The organism is Priestia koreensis, assembly GCF_001274935.1.
GTDB lineage: Bacteria > Bacillota > Bacilli > Bacillales > Bacillaceae_H > Bacillus_AG > Bacillus_AG koreensis.
This window is the reverse complement of the sequence record NZ_LILC01000002.1, coordinates 719,889-740,932: the sequence shown is the minus strand read 5'-3', so window position 1 is coordinate 740,932 and position 21,044 is coordinate 719,889. Positions and strand designations below refer to the sequence as shown.

Sequence of the window (21,044 nt, the reverse complement as noted above, 5' to 3'; positions counted from 1 at the left end):
ATTTCTCATTCCGATTCTTATTGTAACGTCTTTTATCTGAATAGTAAAATATTTCTATCATTTTTTTGCATATTTTTTTAAAATGTAAAAAAATATGCAAAAAAAGCGCCAACACGTAGCGCTTTAAGCTCTATTTATAGAAAATTACTTATGATCGCTGTAATCAGGGCGACGGTAAAAAAGCAGATAATCGCCGTTACTAGACTCGAGATATACATGCTTTTCGTATAGCCTTGAAGTTCTTCCGTCGACTGTCGATCCACTTTTTTAACGTGGTAATACAGCGGAATGTTCACGATACCTAACATAAAAACAAAGAATAAAATGTATTCCCAAACGTCTCCAAAACCTGTAAAGAGCTGGCGATTGTCCATTAAATTCGCATTCATCATAAACATAATAGCAACCATGACGCTAGCAATAATCTGGCTTTTTTGTTGTTTCCGCCATTCGTTTCCGAGCTTCTCTTTCTCATACTCTAAAAGCTTTGCCATATTTTTAGAGAGGCGATAAATAAGGGGACGTTTGTCAAAAAGTAACAACATCGTTTGTGCAATCATGAGTAAACTCATCAGTATGAAGAAGTTTCTCATGCCAATCCCGATGTGGATGAGGCTAAAAAGAAGCAAAAATAAAACAGCAATAATGGCATTCATGAATAAGAATTGAAATTTTCGTAGTTTTAGTAACTGTGGTTGAGTCATCTAAAATTCCTCCTTACTCTATGTAATACGGCACAGAGTGGAAAAAGTTTCATTTTTTTGTATTCACGCAAAAAGAAGCATTCAAAAGCTTGTTTGCTTTTGAATGCTTCTTACGAGATTTGCTGCCTGATGCCCAACTTGTTCAAAACGCGCCGCTCGATCATGTCACAAATAAGATGTACCCCTGAATCTGTTAGCAGGTCGTACTGCGTGCATTTAATGGAGATAAATACGACCGTTCGATTTTCACACGTGACCGACAGATCAACAGAAAGTTCAAAGTCTCCGTCTGCGTTTAGTTCATAATAACTCGGTCCGCAAAAAAACGACGGCTTACCTAAAATACGAAAACCGGCTGATTGAATAAGATCAACCGTATAACGTTCAACTGTACACGCTAGAGCTTCACTAATGCAGCTGATGATCTCCGTGAGTCCCCCGCTATAAAAAAGGGGCAATTGTTCAAACAATGAACGAATCTGAAAGTGAAACGGCTGTGTTTTTATTGTTTCATAGAAATTACGTATATTAGAAATAGAAGATTGCTCCATATGTTGGTGTAAACAGGACAGAAAGCTCGTTCTAAAAACATTTGCTTTATTCGAGACCATTTCTATTCCTCCTTAGATGCTTCTCTGTTTATATATCCTAAATCTCCTCTTTGTAATCCTATTTTGACAGTTTTTTCTTCAGCAATATTTTAAATACGGTTACTAAGGTAAAGCCGAGCGAAAAGCCAGCTAATACGTCCGTGAAAAAATGAACCCCGACATAAATACGACTTAAGCCAATGAGAAAAATGATGACGCCAAGTAAAACGCACGATAAAGCTCGTCCAATGCCTTTTTTCTGGTAGTAAAGAATTAAAACCAAAATAAAGCCAAAAAAGGACATCGAATTCATTGCATGGCCGCTTGGAAAGCTGTAGCTAGATGCTGCCACTAGGTGCTCTACCGTTGGTCTCGGTCGGTGAACGAGTTCCTTCACGAACCAATTTAATACACGTGATGTAATATAGATGATTGCTAGCAAAGCTGCCGCATGATGTTGCTTCTTCACTAAAAGATAAAGGCATATGATAATTGCTATTACCCCGGTGACTTTCCACGATCCCAACGTACTCATAAAGACAAACAGCGCTGTAAATTCATCTCCACGTTTATTAAACATCGCATCTGTAATGGACTGATCTAGCGCTTGTACCCATTCTAGTTTGAAAATGGCCAATAAGCACATAAACAGGACGAGTGATGCCATTATATAAACGCCGTCTTTTCCTCTCTGTTTCATTCTCTCATTCCTTTCCGCTACGAATAAAAAAACATGTGGATGAAGACACCCACATGTTTTCGCACAAGCATTATTTTTTCGGCTGAGGGTAATGCTCTTTTTTCGGTGCCTGATTCACTACGAATTCATTTGAAAACTCCGGTTGTGTTTTTTGCTTATGTTGGATAGCCTTTTGTTCTGTTTGGTTACTATGTTTATGTGACATACGTTCGCCTCCCTTCTCCTCCTTAATATGTGAGGAAGAAGAGAGCTTTATCCGTTTTTAGCTATAGCGTGCCACAACGCTTTCAAGAAGTGATTTTAGCTGTGGAATATCTTCATCTGTCACTGTGAACCTGACGAGCGTTTCATCTAGTTCCAGTGCTTCTGCTAAAAAGCCACTGATTCCTCTTGAACGACGGTCTACCTCCATTAATACATCAAATTTCCCTGGAGCGCGAAAATAAAACATTAATTCGAGTTCATCTAGCTTTCCATGGAAAGCACCTCTTGTTGGGACAAACTCAAATTCTTGTAGAAACGGTAGACGCCCACGGAGACGTCTCGGTGCTTCCTCGCACTCGACTTGGCGCAAGCGAAAACCCATGTCACTCATCGCGTTAATCGTTGCGTGTAAGATTGGATGCGGAAGAACCTCCATATGATCCACATCAGACGGATCAACGGCATTTTTTATATCAAGACCTGTTGCGATCCATACTCTCGTTCTTCCCATCGTAACGGGCGTATCGGCAGGCAGATCAAATGAGAACGGGATTTCTTTCTTTTCCTGTGACTGAATCACAAAGGGATCAGCAATTTTAAAGCTATTTAACAAATAATTTTCTTTTACTTTGGAATCATTCACTTCTCGAATGTACGATGTATATAAGTTTAAATAAATGGAGTCGATCTCCTGCTCGACGTTTCCACCGTATACTTCGATCACTCCTTCAATCTTCTCTCCTGCAATAAGCTGATCTTTATAGAGCTTTGTATCTACTCTTGCAGATCCAATCCCCATTCTAGCTAACACTTTATTAAATATTGCCATTCTCTCACCCTCTACTTTGTGATAGGTAAATAGTGAAGCACGTCAACCTGAAGGTCTCCAATGGATTCATATTCACCTTCTATTTGTAACATTCGACGAATAATCTGCTTTAAAGGTACGGAAAGTGGTAGTTCTTGCTCCCAGCTCTTCTCTTCTGTCCCTTCTGTCTCGTAGGAAGAATACAAAAGGAAAAGCAAAAAATGGCCTAGCGCATAGATATCACTTTTAACGGTTACAGAGCGCATCAATCGCTTTTCTACGTCATAGGTATGAATATCCGGATCTGTGTCATGCTTCCATCTTGCAAGCCCAAAATCAATGATATGTATCGTACCACCGACATCAATGATATTTGGAATGCGTAAATCTCGGTGCACAATTCCTTGATCGTGAAGATCTGACACCACATCAATCACTTTTAATAAAATTGTCAATGATTCACTTTCAGAGTAACGACGATCGTCTCGGAAAATAAGATCCTCAAACGTATGTCCTTTTACATAATCCATAATAAGGAAGCTACCTTTTTTATCTTGGACACTGCGATGCAAGGACGGAATTTGAGGATGCTGAATAAATCCAAGCAGTTCGCACTCATATTGAAACGAGCGCTTTCCTCGTTCTAGCTTTTGCTTTGTTGGACGTAGCTGCTTTAACACGACGGATTCATCTGTGACAAGATCTGTTGCAACGTACGTAATGCCATAGCTGCCCATCCCTAACAATGTTTGAATTTTATATTGATGATCAATCACGTCCCCCTCTTTAAGAGGACGATCTTTTACGTATTCATATAGTTGATAAAACCAAGACATGAGAATCAGCTACTAAAAAAACTCGAGAAAAAGCTGCCACTTCGATGTTTTTTCTTGTAGTGATGATGTCCATAGCTAGAATGACCGTGGTGACTGTTTCGACGTTTTTTATAATCGCTGCTGCTGTAATGACGTCTTTTTTTATAGTCACTGCTGCTGTATCGACGGTGACTGCTTTGGCCTAAAAGAGATTTCAATATACGTTTAATCACGTACTTCCCTCATTTCATAAAAGTTATACTGTGTATACGTACTAGAAATCGAAAAGGTTTCACTAGCTCTCCTCTCTAACTACCCATTTCTCCATCGAAAAGGAGGTTTTTACACAATGTTTCACAATTTGTTCACAGAAGAAAAAGTTGAAATGGAGCATTTACACGCGACGGCAAATCTTCTTCTTGAAAAACCACCAAGTGAATTAGCGATTCTGTCAAAAAACGAAACAGCATTGATCCGTAAAATACGACTTCAAACAGATTCATTAAATCTAAATAACCTTACACGAACAAATGCTTATTTACATTTTTTTATTCGTCACCCTGAAATTCATTGGTCTCTCCTTGCACACATTGTATCTCGAAACGGTGGTTATCACATGACTGATTTAAAAGGAGGCTTGATTAAACATCTTCTTTCTACAAAGAAAAAAGAAGCCTTTTTTCATTTCCTTGAGCGAGCCAACGCGCTCATTTTTTATGATGCTTATCCGCAGCTTCTCCTGTATGAAGAAACGAAGCGACAGCAAAAATCGTTGTTTCATTTACTACCTGCCTTTCACGCATCATCGTTCATGTATATGATGTGGAATGAGTTTTTATCAACTAAAAACGCCTCTCTTCTGACTACTTCTCTCATTGTTAACGAGCAACACTACATCGAACAGAGGTTGATGCACCTTCCATTTGTCAAAAAACACGTGTTAAACACGTGGCAATTTACGCTTCAAGAATGGGGACGGATGACGTATGTGCTTCTTCCCTTACAAAAAGACCAGCACATTCGCATTGTCGGTCAAGCGATTGACTCTTTTTCGGATTTAACCAAACGAATTGAGTATGGAAAACACCTCTATCATTCGTTGTTTCACCCTTCTATTTTAAAAGGAGCGTGTCAGTTTATAGCCAATTATCCACATACTGCTTCACGGAGTGATTATAGTGAACAATTCTTTTCTCCACACCCTCACTCCCGCAAAGTACAAAGCCCATTTTTACATCACGCGTGGCCTAATATTCGTCACTCTTTTTATGACTTAAGCGATTGGTTTACATCACCGGATATGCTCTCGTTGTTAGAACCTTATCCGCCCTCTGAACCTATTGACATTACGGATGAATATTATAAAAAAATGACGGCCTTTTCGCTTTTAAGTCATCACTAAAAAGGAGGATCCTTAGAAAGATCCTCCTCTTCACCATACCCTCACTACTCAACCTCTTCATCAATAATGCATTTTTCTAGCAAATAATCAAAGGCAATGTCAGCTAACTCTTCAACCTCTTGTGCCGATGGAACATACCCTCTTTTCATTAGCTGATTGTAAAAGAACTCCGCTATCTCTTCCGTATCAATCACCACTTCGATTTCTTTCACAATATCACCCCTTTACACTTAGATGTATGATAAAAAAAGAGCTTGTATGTATAAAATTTAAAAAGTTTTAGCTTGTCCCATTTTCTAGTTCTACTAAAGCATGCCCGTCTCATATGAATGTATTAAACCCGTTTCTTAAAGGAGGAACTACTAATGAGACAAGTAACGACCGTACTAAAGCATAAAAAAGAAAACCACTTCGCATTATCTTCTATTTCGAAAATTCTACATAGCAAGACAGTCGATGAATGGTTTGAAACCATGCTAAATACAATGCTCTATGTTCTAGCAGTTCCTTATATTTTTTATGTTTTATGGCAGTTCTTACAGCTATGAGCGCTCTTTTGAGATTTTGGATAAATGCTTCATCACTAAATCCATTACCTCTACATATTCATCGTCTTCAAACATTTGGTGCAACAAAAAATAATCGTTATAGACATCAAGCAGGCCGTCGATGATCTCGCTTCGTTCTTTCAATATACGTTTGTGCTCTTTTTCATAGTCGTTTGATTTTTTCATCGCTGGTAGCAACTCCGTTTTATTGATTTCTTTTCCTAAGTACAGCATGTCAACACTTTGTAAATATTGATCGGACTGATCATGGGGGGAGATTAGCAGAAGTTCCTCTTCACTTGCTTCGAGCCATTCGCCGTCGCTAATACGCGAAAGCTCGTAAATAACGTCTTCCCAAGCATCTTCTTGGTATCGCCATATTTCCGTGCGAATTCCAATTACCTTAAACAAATCTTGACCATAGTTTTCGACGTTCACAACATCCCCAAAGAAAAATTGATATTCAAGCTCGAGCTTCTCTTGAATGAGTACTTTGCCATTGTATTCGTCAAGAAGCTCAATGGTTTCTTCTAAAAACAATCCTTCACTATCATTGACTTCATATACAAACAAACCATCCATTATTTTAATATCCGTAATGACTCCAACGGTACCATAAATGGTGATGACAACCGTGTCGCCAATTTGAAATTTTGGATTTGTGTCAGCCATCATCACACCCCCTTTGCTATGCAGTAACGACTTCTTAATTACGATAGTATATGCAGCTCAAGGAAAAGGGGGAAACCAACATCTTGAAATTAAGAATGTCCCACCAAGCGGTACTGAAAAAACAAAAAGAGGTTCTTTCCCTATAACGTAGTGATAGCACTATTTTCAGGGAAAGAACCTCTTTAAATGTCTAGTAAAAATGGGCATTAATTTTGAAGGTACGGAACGGCTTCTTCACTTTGATATAGCTCCCACGCCTCATCGAACACGCTCATGCTCGGTAGATAATGACCGTTCATCTCTAAATAGGAACTGATCTCATTATAATCTGTTTCCGCCTTTGGAAAGCTATGATCGTCATAAGCAGCTCGCGCAAACTCGCCAAGAGCATCGTTCTTTTTATTCGCTCGGTATTTCATTAAATAGTGATAAAAGGACTTCACTTCTTATCCTCCTCGTACCTTATTGTATATTTTTCTATACCTTATCACAGAATAGAAGCAACGTACACGCCCAGTGCTCGTTCTAACCTTCTCGGCATTTAAATTAGCTCGATCATATGGATATTTTCTCCCTAAAAAACACACCGATCGCCAGCAAAATCGGTGTGTTTCCTTATATCCCCACATACCTTCGTTAATTTGGATGGTTGCACTGCTCCCCGTTAAAACATACGCTTATACAACTGTTTTCTTCAAAATAACAAACTGAAATCAATTTATAATCTAATGGGTCGACAGGCTTAGGGATACACTATAAAAAAGCATTCTCATTCTCTTTTAGAGAGACTATGGTCCTTTGTAGTGTTACATCTGTATTACTTGTCCACTTTCTCTGTAATAGGCTCGGTTGCAAAAAAAATTCATTCATGTTTTAATCACGAAAAGAGCTGAACACGTAGTTAATAAAGGGAGCTCGACACATAACAAATTTTTATTAATCTGACATAGTCCTGACATATTGGTTGGGTATGATACATGATAGAGATTAAGCGAAGTGACATTAACTTCTGAAGAGGAGGTTTATATTTTTATCTTTTGAGGTAAAAAATGAATACTATGAGTAGATCAGCTTATTTTGACAACGCAAAATTCATATTAATTTTTCTAGTCGTCTTTGGACACACCATTTCTCCGTATCGAACGGACTCAGACGGCGTTCTGTCGATTTATCACTTTATCTTTATTTTTCACATGCCGGTTTTCATTTTACTGGCAGGATATTTTTCCAAAAATTTCAAAAAGAAAGGATACTACAAAAAGATTTTCACTAAGGTCGTTGTACCTTACCTCATTTTCCAAACGGTTTATACGTTTTACTACAATTTCATCTATGATGACCAAAGCTTTACGCTTCAATATCTCGTGCCGCGCTGGGCGATGTGGTTCCTACTGAGTTTAATTTTTTGGAAGCTCATGCTTCCACTGTTTGCTCGCTTCTCCATGTGGATCAGCATGCCGGTATCAATTGGTCTTGGTTTATTAGTAGGGTTTGTTGATGCGAACGGAATGGACAAAATTTTAAGTCTTAGCCGTATGCTTGTGTTTTTCCCTTTCTTCCTATTGGGTTATTACTTGTCGCAACATCAGAACTTTTTAGGAAAGTTGCTAACGTGGAAAAGTCGTCTCGTTTCAGCCGTTGTGCTAGTAGTCGCACTCACAGGAAGCTATTACTTCTTAAACGACACGTCATATACGGATATGCTGTACGGAACAAACATCTACAATGAGCCTGGAGAATTTATGATGCGAGTACTTCACTATACGATTTCCATCATTGTATCTTTCGCATTTATGGCTCTCATTCCAACGCAACGATTCTTGTTTACAGGCATTGGGCAACGTTCTTTATACGTGTACCTGTTGCACGGATTTGTGATTAAGTGGTTCTTTACGACGAAGTACGCGCAAAATCTTCATACATCTGGAGATTTCGTCATGCTAACCTTGTTGTCCATTCTTATTACGATGGTACTCGGAAGTCGTATTGTTGATGCCGTGATAACTGTCTTTAAACTTACGTTTAAATTCATCGTCACACGTAATTGGAGTCGCTTATCATTTAAAAAACGTCGAGTCTCATAATATTAGTTAAGAAAGACGCTTCTCATAGCAGAGGCGTCTTTTCTAGTTAAGGACATTATACCTATATTAACGAAAAAAGTCTATAAAATTCAGAAAATACTTTCTTTTTAGCTTTACATCACTTTTATCACTGATTAAGATAGTAAAAAGGAGTGATTACAGTGGAATTAGCCTATTACGACGGTCAATTTATCTCAATCGATGAAAAAGTAATTCCTATTGAAGAACGAGGACATCAGTTTGGAGACGGTGTGTATGAGTTTATCCGTGTCTACGATGGTCGTCCCTTTTTACTAACTGAACATTTAGAGCGACTCGAACGAAGCAGTAAGGAAATTTTACTAACACCTTCTCTTTCAAAAGAGGAAATCACAGCGATCGTAGAAGATGGATTACAACGAACAGGTTTGTTAGAAGCAGAAATTTATATGCAGTTCACTAGGGGAATAGCACCGCGAAATCACTTATTCCCACACGTTCCTTCTCAATTCTCAATGACGATTCGTCCAGCGAAAGTCATTCCTAGCGAGAAACGAAACGGTGTTGCGGTTCTTACACTTGAAGATGAGAGGTGGAAAAATTGCTACATAAAATCGCTTAACCTTCTCCCAAACTTACTTGCTAAGCAACGAGCTGTATCACAAGGGTTTGAAGAAGCGATATTAGTGAAAGACGGGTTCATTACCGAAGGATCAAGCAGCAACGTTTTTGTTGTCAAGCACGGAACGCTGTATACAACACCAGCAACTAATCGTATTTTGCACGGTATTACAAGAGCGGCTGTGTTAGAGTGTGCTAATCGAGTGAATGTTTCTTTTCAAGAAAAAGATATGAACATGGACTTTTTCCTAGATGCAGATGAAGCATTCTTTACAAGTACTTCCGTTGAACTGATGCCCATATCTCGCATAAACGAAACAAGCTTGCCACGCGAGCGCCCTATTACCGCTTCTTTGCACAGCGCGTATAAAAAGCTGTATGCAAAGAAAATTAGTTTTTAATTCTTCTCCCTAGTCTTGACTGGGGAGATTTTTTTCGTCTCTTAGCTTAATGGATTTTTCTGTCATCCGTTTACTGTAGATAAAAGCAAGCGGTAGCAAAAGCAATGGACGAAAAACGTGATTTAAAACGATGAAGAGGAGAAATAGCACGATCACAAACGATAACATTGCCCACTCACGACGCCATAATACACGGATAATAATCAAGAAAAAGATCACGATTCCTGCAACAAGTATGGTGAAGCTGAACATGTTCTCTCCCTCCTTACTTGTTGTATTCCCTCATCACTCCTTCTTACGCGGATTTATGAAACTTAACCTATATTTCCCACCTCACCTTCTTAAACAAAGTTATAGGGAGCAGCTATTCACCCCCTATTTTTATATCTTTTATTGGTTTTGTACTTTTTTAAATAGGAGAGAGGAAAAAAGCGTAAGAGTTGTGTTAGAATAGACCCTAGATGTGACGTTCTCGCGTTAGAGAGAGCAAGCACAATAAAATTTTCATTACACATGTAAGGAGAGTCAAAATGGAAAAAGCATTTATTTTTGGACACAAAAACCCTGACACAGATACAATTTGCTCTGCACTTGTATATGCTGACTTAAAAAGCAAGCTAGGCTTTGATGTAGAACCGGTACGTTTAGGTGAGGTAAACGGTGAAACACAATTCGCACTCGACTATTTTAAAGTAGAGGCACCACGTTTTGTCGAAACAGTAGCAAACGAAGTAAGTAACGTTATCTTAGTCGATCACAACGAGTTTCAGCAAAGCGCAACAGACATTGATCAAGTTCGTATTTTAGAAGTAATTGATCATCATCGTATCGCAAATTTTGAAACAAGTGATCCTTTGTACTACCGCGCTGAGCCTGTAGGCTGCACAGCAACAATCCTAAACAAAATGTACAAAGAACATAACGTAGAGATCACAAAAGAAATGGCTGGGTTAATGCTATCAGCAATTATTTCTGACTCTCTACTATTCAAATCTCCAACTTGCACAGATCAAGACATTGCTGCTGCGCGCGAGCTTGCCGAAATTGCAGGGGTAAACGCAGATGAGTATGGTCTTGAAATGCTAAAAGCTGGCGCAGACTTAAGCGACAAAACAGTTGCACAGCTAATTTCTCTTGATGCAAAAGAATTCGAAATGGGTGGCCACAAAGTCGTAATCGCACAAGTAAATGCGGTTGATACAAATGATGTGTTGGCTCGTCAAGAAGAATTAGAAGCGTCTATTTTAGGTGTTATTGTTGAAAGTGAATTAGACTTATTCCTTTTAGTTGTAACGGACATTCTTGAAAATGATTCTGTTGCCCTTGCATTAGGACGCGAAGTTGCGGCTGTAGAACGCGCATACAACGTTGAACTAAGCAACAACACTGCTTTGTTAAAAGGCGTTGTTTCTCGTAAAAAACAAGTCGTTCCTGTTTTAACAGAGACATTAAATGCAACTCCAAAACAAGCATAATCAAAAAAAAGTACCGCCTGCGAAAGCGGTACTTTTTTTGAACACTTTATTTCAATTCTTTAGCCATTAAAAATTAAAGTAATTTTTCTTTAACCATGTTGGGACAGCCAAAAATTCGACAAACGTTAGGCTTTTCTCTAGCTTCTTCGTATCAATCATCATAAAGTGATTCTCAATTTCTTCGATGGTCTCTTCGGTTTGATAATTCATTCCACAAGAAGGACATTGAATACATGGCGTTTCGGTAATCTCAATGCTTCTTGAACCGTCAGGAAGCTCCCAATATACCGTAGTTGTTGTCTCAAATGCGCCCTTTTCCTCGCACCATACACAATCCATTATGAACACCTTCTTTTAGGAAGAGGAAGAGTCATCTTTGGGATCCCCTTCGCTATTTTTCTTCACTTGAGCCTGGAATTTCTTTTCTTTTAGTTCATCGCGCTTTTCACGCTTATTTTTCAGCGAAGCATGCTCAGGATTTTGCTCGTATTCTTTCCTCCTGTATAAACGTTGCAGTCCTTCAGGAACTAAGTTAAAGCGTTCTTCGTTCAGAAGACCTGAAATACCTCCGGATGATTTCTTCTCGTCGGCTTTTGGATAAATACTATTAAAGTAATCATCTGCCCGCCCTGATACGTAGTGTTCTGGCTCTGGATAAGTTGTAATAACTCCTTCAAAGTTTCGCAGCACTACTTTGTTGGCGCTTTGACTAATTAAGTAATTTGGCTGTAAGGCAATTTTCCCCCCGCCTCCAGGCGCATCTACTACAAAGGTTGGTACTGCATAGCCTGACGTATGACCGCGCAATCCTTCCATAATTTCAAGCCCTTTCGCAACTGGTGCGCGGAAGTGACCAATCCCCTCTGATAAATCACATTGATAAATATAATAAGGGCGAACACGTATTTTCACTAAATCATGCATAAGCTTTTTCATAATAACCACGCTATCATTAATTCCGGCAAGAATAACGGCCTGATTTCCTACAGGGACGCCTGCATTTGTAAGCATTTCACAGGCTGTTTTCGACTCTTCGGTAATTTCAATCGACGTGTTAAAATGCGTATTTAACCAAACTGGGTGATACTTTTTCAAAATATTGCACAGGTTTTCGGTTATGCGCTGCGGAAAAACAACGGGTGCGCGAGTACCAATACGAATAATTTCAACATGTGGAATGGCGCGTAGATTTTTTAAAATGTATTCTAAGATGGTGTCGTTGATTAAAAGGCCGTCTCCTCCTGAAATGAGGACATCACGCACAGCAGGGGTAGAACGAATATAGGCAATCGCGTCATCTAACTGTTTCTTTGGTACACCCATGCCAATTTGCCCTGAAAAACGTCTTCTTGTACAGTAACGGCAATACATGGAGCACTGATTCGTCACAAGGAATAGCACGCGGTCTGGGTAGCGATGAGTAAGACCTGGTACTGGAGAATCTTCATCTTCGTGAAGCGGATCTTCCAAATCATATTTCGTTTTATGAAGTTCTTCTCCAACAGGAACCGACTGCATGCGAATCGGGCAACGTGGATCGTCTGGATTCATTAGCCACGCGTAGTAGGGCGTAATATTTAACGGGATCGTTTTTGTTGAAATTCGAACGCCCTCTTCTTCTTCTGGCGTTAGATTAATGACTTTTTTCAAATCGGGGAGCGTCCGGATCGTATTGGTTAACTGCCAAATCCAATCGTTCCACTGCTCCTCCGTCACGTCTTTCCATAATTCTATCTCTTTCCAATGCCTTTTTGGCTTATATAAATCTTGCCACATTAACGTCGCCTCCTTAATAATGAGTTGCGGTACACCTTTGGCAAATCCCTCTCATCAATCAATATAGCAACAAACGCTAGTGTTTAGTGGAAGAAGATCGATACATATTTATATGTTGAATATAGGCATTTGGTTATCTTTCGCTCTGTATATCTAGGCTAAATTCTTTGTCCATACGTTCATGTCTTCAAGCTTATCAAAAATAAAGCAATTATTCGTTAAACGGCCATAATACTCATAGCCGAGCTGATAAAACGCAGCGTTCATTCCAAACGAAAGGCTTCGGGCAATCGTATAAACACAGAAGATCTGCCTGGATGCTAAATTCTCCTCTAACGCAACAAGCAAATGCTTCATTAATCCATGCTTGCGATACTCGGGAAGCGTCGCACAGTCTGTAAGCTCTGCATTATGATACGTTTCATTCACTTCTGCTGAAGCAGCGCTAATAATACGATTGTTGTGGCGAATGATGGCGAAGACAGCCCCTTCTTCTAATAAGCCTTTTACATAGTTAGGATGATGAAGAGGGGCTGGATAGATTTCAAATACCGTTTGATATAGGCTCGCAAGCTCATTAGCATCGTCTACGGTCGCAAAGCCTTTTACATAGCTAGAAGAAAGCGCTATCAAATCTAAAGAAAGGGGCAGTCGTTTGACGGACTGTATGATCTGATCTTCTTCGATCCACTTTTCGGTTTGATGGCGAGCTGTCTCAAAGTATTGCGTCATAAAATACGCGGTACTGCCGTTAAAATAATCTGGAATAAGTGCTTCTAACTGAAATCCATTTGAAATAAAGGAAGAAACATGCTCAAATTTTGATTTAAAAATCAGCTTTTCATATTGATGCTTCTCCCGCTCCTTAAGCATCTCTTCTATAACGAGCAAAACATTTCCTCGGTAATCGTCAATGCGCAAGCGCTTATTAAAGTGATCGCATACATACTCTATGTAGCATCGACTCGTATTCATAATGCGTTTCTCATAAAAAACGTCTGTATTCATTCGGTTACCTCCTTTCTAGTAAAAAATCTTCACTACTACTATATAGACGCCTTGGCTTATTTATGAGGAAAATTCTATGATTTTCGTTCTCTCTTACATGAAATGAAATAACAAATAGTAGATTCCTACTCCGAGTAAAAAGAGAACAAAGCGCCAAACACCATGTATACGAGCATCATGCTGCTGTGCGGATGCAAAAAAGCTTTGAACATTTACAATGAAAAACATCCCTAGAAGTAAAAGAGCGGTTTGTAACCAAAAATGCTGAAATTCGTTGACCTTTTTAATCCATACCATCATAAATAGCGCATATAAAAACCCTAGAAATACTTGCAAACTACTAAACTGAATTTTTTCCATTCGTACTTTTCGCCTTTGATATGCGGACTTGATAACGTCCATGTCCCCTCCACCTTTTTCCATTTCTTTTTATTTAAATTATATCAGATAATAATAAATTTTCAGATATAATTTACAAAAGGAGGAATTATTTGCTTTGTCCGCACCATTCTACAATTGTTAAAGCTAGAATTTCTGCTGCTTCAAATACCTTTTTTAGCTCAATGTATTCATTTGGAAAATGGGCCATCTCTGTTTGACCAGGCCCAAATACAATAGTCGGTGTATCTCCTACGTTCGTTAATAGCCCACCGTCCGTACCCCAAGGTGAGGCTTCAAGAATAGGGTCTTTTCCTAAAACACCTCTGAACTGAGCTGTTAAAATAGTAACAAGATCATGTTCGATATTCATTTGACTTGGCAACCAGTGCGCCCCAAACCACTCCAATTGAGTAGGATGACTTTCAAACCAGCTATCAATCTCACTTAGCTTCTGCAACCATGTTGCTGTCTCTTCTCTTACCTGTGTCAATGTTTCGTGGGGACCTACACCAATTCTCCCCTCAATCGTTACTTCGTCGGGAACAGAGGATGGCCATGACCCACCTGATATTTTTCCGATATTAATAGGAAGAGGAATTGGAATGGATTGATAGAGAGGATCTGTAATGCGCGCATTGCGAACCTTTTCAAATTCCTGTAAATGCTGAACAACCTTCATTGCTTTTTCAATCGCACTTACGCCCTCATAGCGTGTTCCTCCATGGGCGGACATGCCATGAACAACAACACGAAACCACATCGACCCTTGTTGTTTCGGAAAAATCTTCATATTTGTAGGCTCTGGTATGATCGCTGCATCCGCTCGATACCCTCGCTCAATACATGCAAGCGTTCCTGCTCCTCCGCTCTCCTCTTCAATAACGCTTTGAAAGATTACGTCACCTTTTAATGAAATATCCAAGCTAATGAGCGCTTCAAGAGCGAGAATCATCGCAACGTTTCCACCTTTCATATCCGTGGACCCTCTTCCGTATAGACGACCATCCTTCACTTTCCCACTAAATGGATCATCTTCCCAAAGCTTCACATCCCCTTCTGGTACAACATCAATATGCCCATTAAGGATTAAGGAGCGTCCTCCTCCACTTCCTTTCCATACGCCAACTACATTCGGGCTATCCCGAAACGATGATCGAGCCGTTACAAATGCCTCATGTTTTTTTAGATCACGAATCTTCGGCTCCCAAATATCAATTTCCAACCCTAGCTGACGAAGTTTTTCCACGACCATGGCCTGCACGTTTTTTTCATTTCCTTGTGTGCTTGCTTCTTGTACAAAGCGCTTTAGCATACGTATTCCTTTTGCCTCGTGTTTTTGAATCCATTCGTGGATGGCGCTCGCTTGTTCATTCATTGTAATCTCTCCTTTATTCGTTCGTTTTAATGTGGTCACTAATTAATAAAGGGGCATTCGTATGACGAATAACATCGTGAATGGTATAAGGGGCCATTACCTCTGTGAGAAGTAGCCCTTTTTTCGTTACCTGAATAACTGCTTGATCGGTGATAATCAAATTTACACAAGCCTTCGCCGTTAGTGGGAGCGAGCATTTATGCACAATTTTTGATTCACCGTTTTTATTGCAATGATTCATCACGACAATAACCTTTTTCGCTCTTTCAGCTAACTCCATCGCTCCGCCCATTCCAGGAACACGCTTTCCTGGTACAATCCAATTGGCAAGATCTCCGCCCTCACTTACTTCTAGTGCGCCTAGTACTGTAACATCGACCATTCCTCGCCTAATCATCGCAAAAGCAATCGCACTATCACAGTAGGATGAGCCAGCAACTGTTGTAACAGGATATCCAGCCGCATTGCAAACATGCGCATTTTCCTCCCCCACACCTGGGGTCGGTCCCATTCCTAAAATCCCATTTTCCGCATGAAACATTACCGAGCAGTCTGACGAGAGATAGTTTGGAATTAGGGAAGGAATGCCAATCCCTAAATTGACAATCATTCCATGATGAATTTCTTGCGCTGCTCGTTTGGCCATTTTTTCTCGACTATTCATTCCCACACCCACTTCCATTCCACCCCTTTTGTCTGCACAATATGCTGAACAAAAATACCCGGGGTTATAATTTCGTCAGGACCTAGCTCTCCTAACGCAACGATTTCCTCTACTTCTGCAATCGTTACGTTTCCTGCCATTGCCACAAGCGGATTCGTATTTCGTGCACTTTTATCAAAAATTAGATTTCCGAATTCATCGGCTTTTTTTGCATAAACGATCGATACATCAGCTGTTAGGGCCGTCTCCGCTAAAAATGTTTTCCCATCTAGTTCAACGACTCCTTTACCTTTGTTAACAATTTCATTATCCAATCCTGTTTCAACGAGTATCCCACCTAACCCAACTCCTCCTGCTCGGATTCGTTCAGCAAGCGTTCCTTGAGGAGAAAATTCCACGTCCATTTTCCCCTCCGTCATTAGCTTACCTGCAAGAGGGTTCGAGCCAATGTGAGAGGCAATTACTTTTTTTATGCTTCCTGCGCTCACTAGTTTCCCAACCCCGATATGAGGAAATCCCGTGTCATTGCAAATAAGCGTTAAATTTTTTGTCCCCTTATTTACTAGGACATCAATCAATGTAGGAGGCGAGCCAATTCCGCCAAATCCTCCTGCCATTAAAATACTGCCGTCAGATATGAGCGCGCATGCCTCTTCAGCAGAAATAATCTTTCCAAATACATTTTTCAATTATATTTCTCCTTTCAGCTCATGTTCGAGTTCCTTAATGGACAGAGAAAATAGGTTGAATAATTCATCCATTTCATCGTCTGAAATGATAAAAGGTGGTGATAAGATTACAGCATCACCGTCTATGCCATCCTCCCCGGCTGCGGCAGGATAGATTAATAAGCCATTTCTTTGTGCTTTTTCTACTAAGCGAGACATTACGTTTAAATGACGTTCAAAAGGTTGTTTGGTCAATGTATTTTGTACGAGCTCAACCCCGATGAGCAATCCTTTTCCTCGAATGTCACCGATCATGGATGTTTCTCCTTGAAGACGTTTCAGCTTTTGTTTGAGCCTTTTCCCTTTTTCTTCTACTTGATCGACAAGCTTATGGCGTTCTAAATAGGAGAGGACAGCCATCGAAACCGCTGCTGATAGTGGGTTTCCACTAAACGTATGACCACTCATCACTACCTTCGTTCCGCTTAAAATAGGATCAATTACCTTTTGGCTAGCGAGCGTGGCAGCAATTGGGGAATACCCTGCGCTCAGTCCTTTTCCAAGTGTGACAATATCAGGCTTTACGTTCCAGTGTTGATAGCCGAAATGTGTCCCGGTTCGTCCGTTTCCAGTCATCACCTCATCCATAATAAAAAGCACGTCATGCTTCTCACAAATCTCTTGAATTTTTTCATAATACCCATCTGGTGGCGTCAGCGCTCCCCCTGCTGCTCCCACAATTGGTTCAGCAATAAATGCCGCAATATATTGAGCACCTATTCTCTTAATCACACGCTCTAACTCAGAGGCACAGGCTAATTGACAGCTAGGATACGAACTTTTATGAGGGCAACGATAGCAATAAGGAGGTGATATAGATGGATATTCTTCGAGAAGTGGCACAAAACGCATCCTGCGAAGCGGATGACCTGACATCGAGAGCGCTCCTACTGTGATACCGTGATAACTCATCCATCTCGATAGAATCTTTGTTTTCGTTCCTCGTCCCTGCTCCTGCCAGTGCTGAATAGCCATTTTCATTGCCGTCTCTGTGGCCTCTGTACCGCTATTGACAAAGAATGTCCACGGGAGATGACCGTCAGATAAGCGACAAAGCGTATCTGCTAATTGTTCAGCAGGCTCACTTGTGAACTGTGAACGATAAACGAACGCAACCTTTTTCGCCTGCTCATTCATTGCCTCAATAATTTCATCCACACCGTGTCCGATACTTGCGGTTACTGCTCCAGATGATCCATCTATGTATCGTTTTCCATTTTGATCATACAAATAAATACCTTTTCCATGAGAAATCATGGGATACTCTTGATCTAAAAGGGGTTTAATTAGTCGACTCTGCGGCATAAGAGCGCCTCCGTTTCTTGAACTCTTTCTCTACATTTATATGTTGACTCTCTCCGTTTCTTTCGTAGAAAAAGTAGACAAGTTCAAAAAGGCCTACTTTATCTCTATTGCTCGAGATAAAACAGGCCTTTTCCACTAGTAACTCTAGTTAATGATCCATTGAATATCATTCCCGTATGCACGTACGGACGTTTGTCCACCAACAGGATAGGTTACGATGGGAGAAGTATGTCCAACATTTACATTCGCGATAATTGGAATGTTCCTTAATTCTTTTTTAGACGCAATGATTTGCTTTAGCAATGGAAGCGTCATATTTGATTTCTGTTCAAATCGTCCAATAATGAGCGCTTTTAGCGGTGTCGCATCGTATAGATGAAGCAGCGATTGCAAATCACGATCAAACGTCTCGGGAATCGTCATGGAATCATCTTCCACAACTAAAATCGAATTAGCCAACGACGGCATATACTCCGTTCCTTGTAAGAGATTGAGCGTGCATAAATTTCCACCGAGAAGCGTTCCTTCTGCCTCTCCCTCTTGAATAATGACCCAATCATTGTCATAAAATGTTCGATCACTTTGATTAAGATACCATGCATCATCCGACCAATGAGCCGATGGTTTTAGATGAATAGGCTCTTTCATCATAACAGCTTTTTGAAAATGCTCATATGAATAATCGAAGCCTTTTTCCATTCCAAACGTAGAAAAATGTGGCCCCGAATAGGTAACTAATCCAGTTTTTTTATAGAGCGCATGAGAGAGTGCGGTAATGTCAGAATATCCGCAGATCATCTTTGGATGTTGCTTAATCAGATCATAATCAATATAAGAAAGCAGCTGATTGCTATTAAATCCGCCTAATGTCGTCATAATGCCTTTTACATTGGGATCAGAAAACGCCTCGTGAAGATCCTCTATTCTCGATTCAATCGAAGACGAAGCAAAATCATCGATTTCAAATGCATGCTTTGAGATCGATACTGTTAATCCTAATGCCTCAAACCGTTCCTTTGCTCGTTTAATCACTTGCTCTTCTATTATTGCAAGACTTCGTGAAGGCGCAATCACTCGAATTTCATCGCCTGCTTGTAACGCTTTTGGTTGTAACATGTTGTTCATCCTTTCCATTATCTTATCCTCTTTTCACTTCTTTTTCCTGTCATAAAATCCCTTCTTGACAATAAAAAAACGAATGTTTCACACACAAAGTGAGAAGACATTCGTTTTAGTCGAATTAAATCGTAACGGGAACAAATTCAGTCGTTTTACCCGTATGTAGCGTTTCAACAATATCTCGTGCAATCCATACACCGCACGCGCTTGCCTGCGCGAGTCCGCGCGTAATTCCAGCTCCATCTCCACCTACATATAAACCAGAAATTTCTGTTTCAAATTTATCATTTAGTTTCGGGCGGGCTGAATAGAATTTCGCTTCTACTCCGTAAAACAACGTATGCTCTGATGCGAGACCTGGTGTGACATGATTAAGTGCCTCCGTCATCTCAATTAAGCTTTTCATTGTATTGTACGGAAGAGCCAAACCAAGATCTCCTGGAACCGCTTCTTTTAACGTCGGTTCTAGGAACCCTTCTTGAATACGTTTTAGCGTTGAACGACGACCCTTTAAAATATCACCATACTTCTGTACCGTGATACCTCCGCTTGATAACGCGTTCGCTAATCGTGACACTTCATGGGCATACTCGTTCGGTTGATCAAATGGATCAGCAAATTTATGGGAAACAAGTAACGCAAAGTTTGTATTACTGCTACCAAGCTTTTCATCTTTGTACGCATGACCATTCGCAAGCATAATGCCAGAGTGGTTTTCAACAACAACATGACCTGATGGATTACTACAAAACGTACGTACACGCGTTCCAACGGATGTGTTAAAAATAAACTTTCCTTCGTACAGATGACGGTTGATTTCTTCCATCACAATGTTTGATGTTTCTACACGAACACCGATGTCTACTTGGTTGTTAATCATGCGTAGGCGACGATTTTTCATCACTTTTGTTAGCCACGTTGAGCCATCACGCCCTGGTGTAATAACCACTTTGTCCGCTGTAATTTTATCACCATTTTTCAAGAGAATTCCTTTTGCTTGGTGCGTCCCATCCACTTTTTCTGTGATTAGATCTTCTACTTCCGTTTTAAACACCATGTCAACACGGTCTTTTAAATATTCAAAAATACTCATCAAAATTTCAAGATTTTGCTCTGTGCCAAGATGGCGAACTTGGGCGCGAAGCAATTTAAGCCCTGCAGCGTACCCACGACGCTCGATGTCACGCACTTGATCCGTCATTGGATCTGTAATGCTTTCCGTTGCACCGTGACTTAAGTTAATGTCATCCACATATTTGATGAGCTCAACCACTTTTGATTCAGGAAGATAATCCGTCATCCATCCACCAAATTCGCTCGTAATATTAAATTTCCCGTCTGAATAAGCTCCTGCTCCACCAAATCCATTGGTAATTGAGCATGCTGGTAAACATCCTGCAAAATCCTTTTTCCCGGCGGCCGGTGGACACTTCGTTATTTTTTTCTGAAGAATCGGACAATTACGACGATAAATATCGTGTCCTTTATCTATTAATAATATATTTGCCTGTGGCAATTTAAGGGTTAATTCATAACAAGTAAAAATCCCAGCGGGTCCTGCACCCACAACGATTACATCATATTGTGATTTCAATAGCTTTCGCCTCCATCGTAATCCTACTCGGGATGATCGCATCACCATGTGTAACTATAGCAAAGTTATTTATTGAAGTCAACAATATAAA

Annotated in this window: 26 protein-coding genes; 5 read left to right on the top strand and 21 right to left on the bottom strand. The window is 40.1% G+C overall.

Features of this window, described 5'->3' with window-relative positions; all coding sequences use genetic code 11:
• Positions 1 to 134: 134 nt before the first annotated feature.
• The 7 genes from AMD01_RS03550 to AMD01_RS23345 form a co-directional block, all read right to left on the bottom strand.
• Positions 135 to 704 (bottom strand): hypothetical protein, encoded by a 570-nt coding sequence (locus AMD01_RS03550; protein WP_053399995.1) that lies wholly within the window; start codon positions 702 to 704, stop codon positions 135 to 137.
• Positions 705 to 814: 110 nt separating this feature from the next.
• Positions 815 to 1,315, bottom strand: a complete 501-nt coding sequence (locus AMD01_RS03545; protein WP_053399994.1) for a hypothetical protein — start codon at positions 1,313 to 1,315, stop codon at positions 815 to 817.
• A gap of 58 nt (positions 1,316 to 1,373) precedes the next feature.
• A complete protein-coding gene (locus AMD01_RS03540) occupies positions 1,374 to 1,961 on the bottom strand; it encodes a phosphatase PAP2 family protein (protein ID WP_169775926.1) in 588 nt (195 codons plus the stop codon).
• A gap of 103 nt (positions 1,962 to 2,064) precedes the next feature.
• Positions 2,065 to 2,199, bottom strand: a complete 135-nt coding sequence (locus tag AMD01_RS24870) for a hypothetical protein (protein WP_277933955.1) — start codon at positions 2,197 to 2,199, stop codon at positions 2,065 to 2,067.
• A gap of 57 nt (positions 2,200 to 2,256) precedes the next feature.
• Positions 2,257 to 3,027, bottom strand: coding sequence for a sporulation protein (locus AMD01_RS03535; RefSeq protein ID WP_053399992.1), 771 nt, complete (start codon positions 3,025 to 3,027; stop codon positions 2,257 to 2,259).
• An 11-nt stretch (positions 3,028 to 3,038) separates the two neighbouring features.
• The gene (locus AMD01_RS03530; RefSeq protein ID WP_053399991.1) at positions 3,039 to 3,842 is read right to left on the bottom strand and encodes a serine/threonine protein kinase; all 804 of its coding nucleotides are present in this window, start codon (positions 3,840 to 3,842) and stop codon (positions 3,039 to 3,041) included.
• Between the two features lie 5 nt (positions 3,843 to 3,847).
• On the bottom strand, positions 3,848 to 4,054 hold the full coding sequence (locus AMD01_RS23345) for a hypothetical protein (RefSeq protein WP_083446402.1): 207 nt from the start codon (positions 4,052 to 4,054) through the stop codon (positions 3,848 to 3,850).
• Between the two features lie 116 nt (positions 4,055 to 4,170).
• Between AMD01_RS23345 and AMD01_RS03525 the strand changes: the two genes are divergently transcribed.
• Entirely contained in the window at positions 4,171 to 5,223 is a 1,053-nt protein-coding gene (locus AMD01_RS03525) for a DUF2515 family protein (protein ID WP_053399990.1), read from the top strand.
• A 44-nt stretch (positions 5,224 to 5,267) separates the two neighbouring features.
• On the opposite strand, the gene AMD01_RS23340 is transcribed toward AMD01_RS03525, so the two are convergent.
• Positions 5,268 to 5,435 carry a YozD family protein gene (locus AMD01_RS23340; protein ID WP_083446401.1) on the bottom strand — a complete coding sequence of 56 codons (168 nt, stop codon included), beginning with the start codon at positions 5,433 to 5,435 and terminating at the stop codon, positions 5,268 to 5,270.
• A gap of 153 nt (positions 5,436 to 5,588) precedes the next feature.
• On the opposite strand from AMD01_RS23340, the gene AMD01_RS03520 reads away from it, so the two are divergent.
• On the top strand, positions 5,589 to 5,771 hold the full coding sequence (locus tag AMD01_RS03520) for a hypothetical protein (protein WP_053399989.1): 183 nt from the start codon (positions 5,589 to 5,591) through the stop codon (positions 5,769 to 5,771).
• On the opposite strand, the gene AMD01_RS03515 is transcribed toward AMD01_RS03520, so the two are convergent.
• Complete coding sequence (locus AMD01_RS03515; RefSeq protein ID WP_053399988.1) at positions 5,766 to 6,446, bottom strand: hypothetical protein; 681 nt, start codon at positions 6,444 to 6,446, stop codon at positions 5,766 to 5,768. The genes AMD01_RS03520 and AMD01_RS03515 overlap by 6 nt on opposite strands.
• 203 nt (positions 6,447 to 6,649) lie before the next feature.
• A complete protein-coding gene (locus tag AMD01_RS03510; protein ID WP_053399987.1) occupies positions 6,650 to 6,886 on the bottom strand; it encodes a YozE family protein in 237 nt (78 codons plus the stop codon).
• Between the two features lie 606 nt (positions 6,887 to 7,492).
• On the opposite strand from AMD01_RS03510, the gene AMD01_RS03505 reads away from it, so the two are divergent.
• Positions 7,493 to 8,527: an acyltransferase family protein gene (locus AMD01_RS03505; protein ID WP_053399986.1), complete on the top strand. Its 1,035-nt coding sequence runs from the start codon at positions 7,493 to 7,495 to the stop codon at positions 8,525 to 8,527.
• Between the two features lie 161 nt (positions 8,528 to 8,688).
• On the top strand, positions 8,689 to 9,528 hold the full coding sequence (locus AMD01_RS03500) for an aminotransferase class IV (protein WP_053399985.1): 840 nt from the start codon (positions 8,689 to 8,691) through the stop codon (positions 9,526 to 9,528).
• A gap of 9 nt (positions 9,529 to 9,537) precedes the next feature.
• Here the strand turns inward: AMD01_RS03500 and AMD01_RS03495 are convergent, their stop codons facing one another.
• The gene (locus tag AMD01_RS03495; protein WP_053399984.1) at positions 9,538 to 9,780 is read right to left on the bottom strand and encodes a hypothetical protein; all 243 of its coding nucleotides are present in this window, start codon (positions 9,778 to 9,780) and stop codon (positions 9,538 to 9,540) included.
• 278 nt (positions 9,781 to 10,058) lie between these two features.
• Here AMD01_RS03495 and AMD01_RS03490 point away from each other — a divergent pair, with 278 nt between their 5' ends.
• Positions 10,059 to 11,003, top strand: a complete 945-nt coding sequence (locus tag AMD01_RS03490; protein ID WP_053399983.1) for a manganese-dependent inorganic pyrophosphatase — start codon at positions 10,059 to 10,061, stop codon at positions 11,001 to 11,003.
• Between the two features lie 66 nt (positions 11,004 to 11,069).
• Here AMD01_RS03490 and AMD01_RS03485 read toward each other — a convergent pair whose 3' ends face one another.
• From AMD01_RS03485 to AMD01_RS03440, 10 genes are all read right to left on the bottom strand, one after another.
• A complete protein-coding gene (locus AMD01_RS03485; RefSeq protein WP_053399982.1) occupies positions 11,070 to 11,342 on the bottom strand; it encodes a YokU family protein in 273 nt (90 codons plus the stop codon).
• Between the two features lie 15 nt (positions 11,343 to 11,357).
• Complete coding sequence (gene kamA, locus AMD01_RS03480) at positions 11,358 to 12,779, bottom strand: lysine 2,3-aminomutase (protein ID WP_053399981.1); 1,422 nt, start codon at positions 12,777 to 12,779, stop codon at positions 11,358 to 11,360.
• Positions 12,780 to 12,932: 153 nt separating this feature from the next.
• Positions 12,933 to 13,787, bottom strand: a complete 855-nt coding sequence (gene ablB, locus AMD01_RS03475; RefSeq protein ID WP_053399980.1) for a putative beta-lysine N-acetyltransferase — start codon at positions 13,785 to 13,787, stop codon at positions 12,933 to 12,935.
• A 93-nt stretch (positions 13,788 to 13,880) separates the two neighbouring features.
• A complete protein-coding gene (locus AMD01_RS03470) occupies positions 13,881 to 14,189 on the bottom strand; it encodes a hypothetical protein (RefSeq protein ID WP_053399979.1) in 309 nt (102 codons plus the stop codon).
• Between the two features lie 85 nt (positions 14,190 to 14,274).
• The gene (locus tag AMD01_RS03465; protein ID WP_053399978.1) at positions 14,275 to 15,543 is read right to left on the bottom strand and encodes a peptidase; all 1,269 of its coding nucleotides are present in this window, start codon (positions 15,541 to 15,543) and stop codon (positions 14,275 to 14,277) included.
• Between the two features lie 13 nt (positions 15,544 to 15,556).
• Entirely contained in the window at positions 15,557 to 16,219 is a 663-nt protein-coding gene (locus tag AMD01_RS03460; RefSeq protein WP_053400114.1) for a 3-oxoacid CoA-transferase subunit B, read from the bottom strand.
• Positions 16,204 to 16,896, bottom strand: a complete 693-nt coding sequence (locus AMD01_RS03455) for a CoA transferase subunit A (RefSeq protein ID WP_053399977.1) — start codon at positions 16,894 to 16,896, stop codon at positions 16,204 to 16,206. Before AMD01_RS03455 ends, AMD01_RS03460 begins: the two co-directional genes overlap by 16 nt.
• The gene (locus AMD01_RS03450; RefSeq protein ID WP_053399976.1) at positions 16,897 to 18,240 is read right to left on the bottom strand and encodes an aspartate aminotransferase family protein; all 1,344 of its coding nucleotides are present in this window, start codon (positions 18,238 to 18,240) and stop codon (positions 16,897 to 16,899) included. It lies immediately after the preceding gene.
• A 144-nt stretch (positions 18,241 to 18,384) separates the two neighbouring features.
• Entirely contained in the window at positions 18,385 to 19,356 is a 972-nt protein-coding gene (locus AMD01_RS03445) for a S66 family peptidase (protein WP_083446417.1), read from the bottom strand.
• Positions 19,357 to 19,480: 124 nt separating this feature from the next.
• A complete protein-coding gene (locus AMD01_RS03440) occupies positions 19,481 to 20,953 on the bottom strand; it encodes an NAD(P)/FAD-dependent oxidoreductase (RefSeq protein WP_053399975.1) in 1,473 nt (490 codons plus the stop codon).
• Positions 20,954 to 21,044 lie beyond the last annotated feature (91 nt).

Excerpts from the sequence above, each read along its gene's own strand:
- AMD01_RS03535 (WP_053399992.1), bottom strand. The coding sequence starts at position 3,027 with ATGGCAATATTTAATAAAGTGTTAGCTAGAATGGGGATTGGATCTGCA.
- AMD01_RS03495 (WP_053399984.1), bottom strand. The coding sequence starts at position 9,780 with ATGTTCAGCTTCACCATACTTGTTGCAGGAATCGTGATCTTTTTCTTG.
- AMD01_RS03525 (WP_053399990.1), top strand. The coding sequence starts at position 4,171 with ATGTTTCACAATTTGTTCACAGAAGAAAAAGTTGAAATGGAGCATTTA.
- AMD01_RS03445 (WP_083446417.1), bottom strand. The coding sequence starts at position 19,356 with ATGTTACAACCAAAAGCGTTACAAGCAGGCGATGAAATTCGAGTGATT.
- AMD01_RS03515 (WP_053399988.1), bottom strand. The coding sequence starts at position 6,446 with ATGATGGCTGACACAAATCCAAAATTTCAAATTGGCGACACGGTTGTC.
- AMD01_RS03450 (WP_053399976.1), bottom strand. The coding sequence starts at position 18,240 with ATGCCGCAGAGTCGACTAATTAAACCCCTTTTAGATCAAGAGTATCCC.
- AMD01_RS03520 (WP_053399989.1), top strand. The coding sequence starts at position 5,589 with ATGAGACAAGTAACGACCGTACTAAAGCATAAAAAAGAAAACCACTTC.
- AMD01_RS03540 (WP_169775926.1), bottom strand. The coding sequence starts at position 1,961 with ATGGCATCACTCGTCCTGTTTATGTGCTTATTGGCCATTTTCAAACTA.
- AMD01_RS03465 (WP_053399978.1), bottom strand. The coding sequence starts at position 15,543 with ATGAATGAACAAGCGAGCGCCATCCACGAATGGATTCAAAAACACGAG.
- kamA (WP_053399981.1), bottom strand. The coding sequence starts at position 12,779 with ATGTGGCAAGATTTATATAAGCCAAAAAGGCATTGGAAAGAGATAGAA.
- AMD01_RS03470 (WP_053399979.1), bottom strand. The coding sequence starts at position 14,189 with ATGGACGTTATCAAGTCCGCATATCAAAGGCGAAAAGTACGAATGGAA.
- AMD01_RS03550 (WP_053399995.1), bottom strand. The coding sequence starts at position 704 with ATGACTCAACCACAGTTACTAAAACTACGAAAATTTCAATTCTTATTC.
- AMD01_RS03505 (WP_053399986.1), top strand. The coding sequence starts at position 7,493 with ATGAATACTATGAGTAGATCAGCTTATTTTGACAACGCAAAATTCATA.
- AMD01_RS24870 (WP_277933955.1), bottom strand. The coding sequence starts at position 2,199 with ATGTCACATAAACATAGTAACCAAACAGAACAAAAGGCTATCCAACAT.
- ablB (WP_053399980.1), bottom strand. The coding sequence starts at position 13,787 with ATGAATACAGACGTTTTTTATGAGAAACGCATTATGAATACGAGTCGA.
- AMD01_RS03490 (WP_053399983.1), top strand. The coding sequence starts at position 10,059 with ATGGAAAAAGCATTTATTTTTGGACACAAAAACCCTGACACAGATACA.
- AMD01_RS03530 (WP_053399991.1), bottom strand. The coding sequence starts at position 3,842 with ATGTCTTGGTTTTATCAACTATATGAATACGTAAAAGATCGTCCTCTT.
- AMD01_RS03545 (WP_053399994.1), bottom strand. The coding sequence starts at position 1,315 with ATGGTCTCGAATAAAGCAAATGTTTTTAGAACGAGCTTTCTGTCCTGT.
- AMD01_RS03485 (WP_053399982.1), bottom strand. The coding sequence starts at position 11,342 with ATGGATTGTGTATGGTGCGAGGAAAAGGGCGCATTTGAGACAACAACT.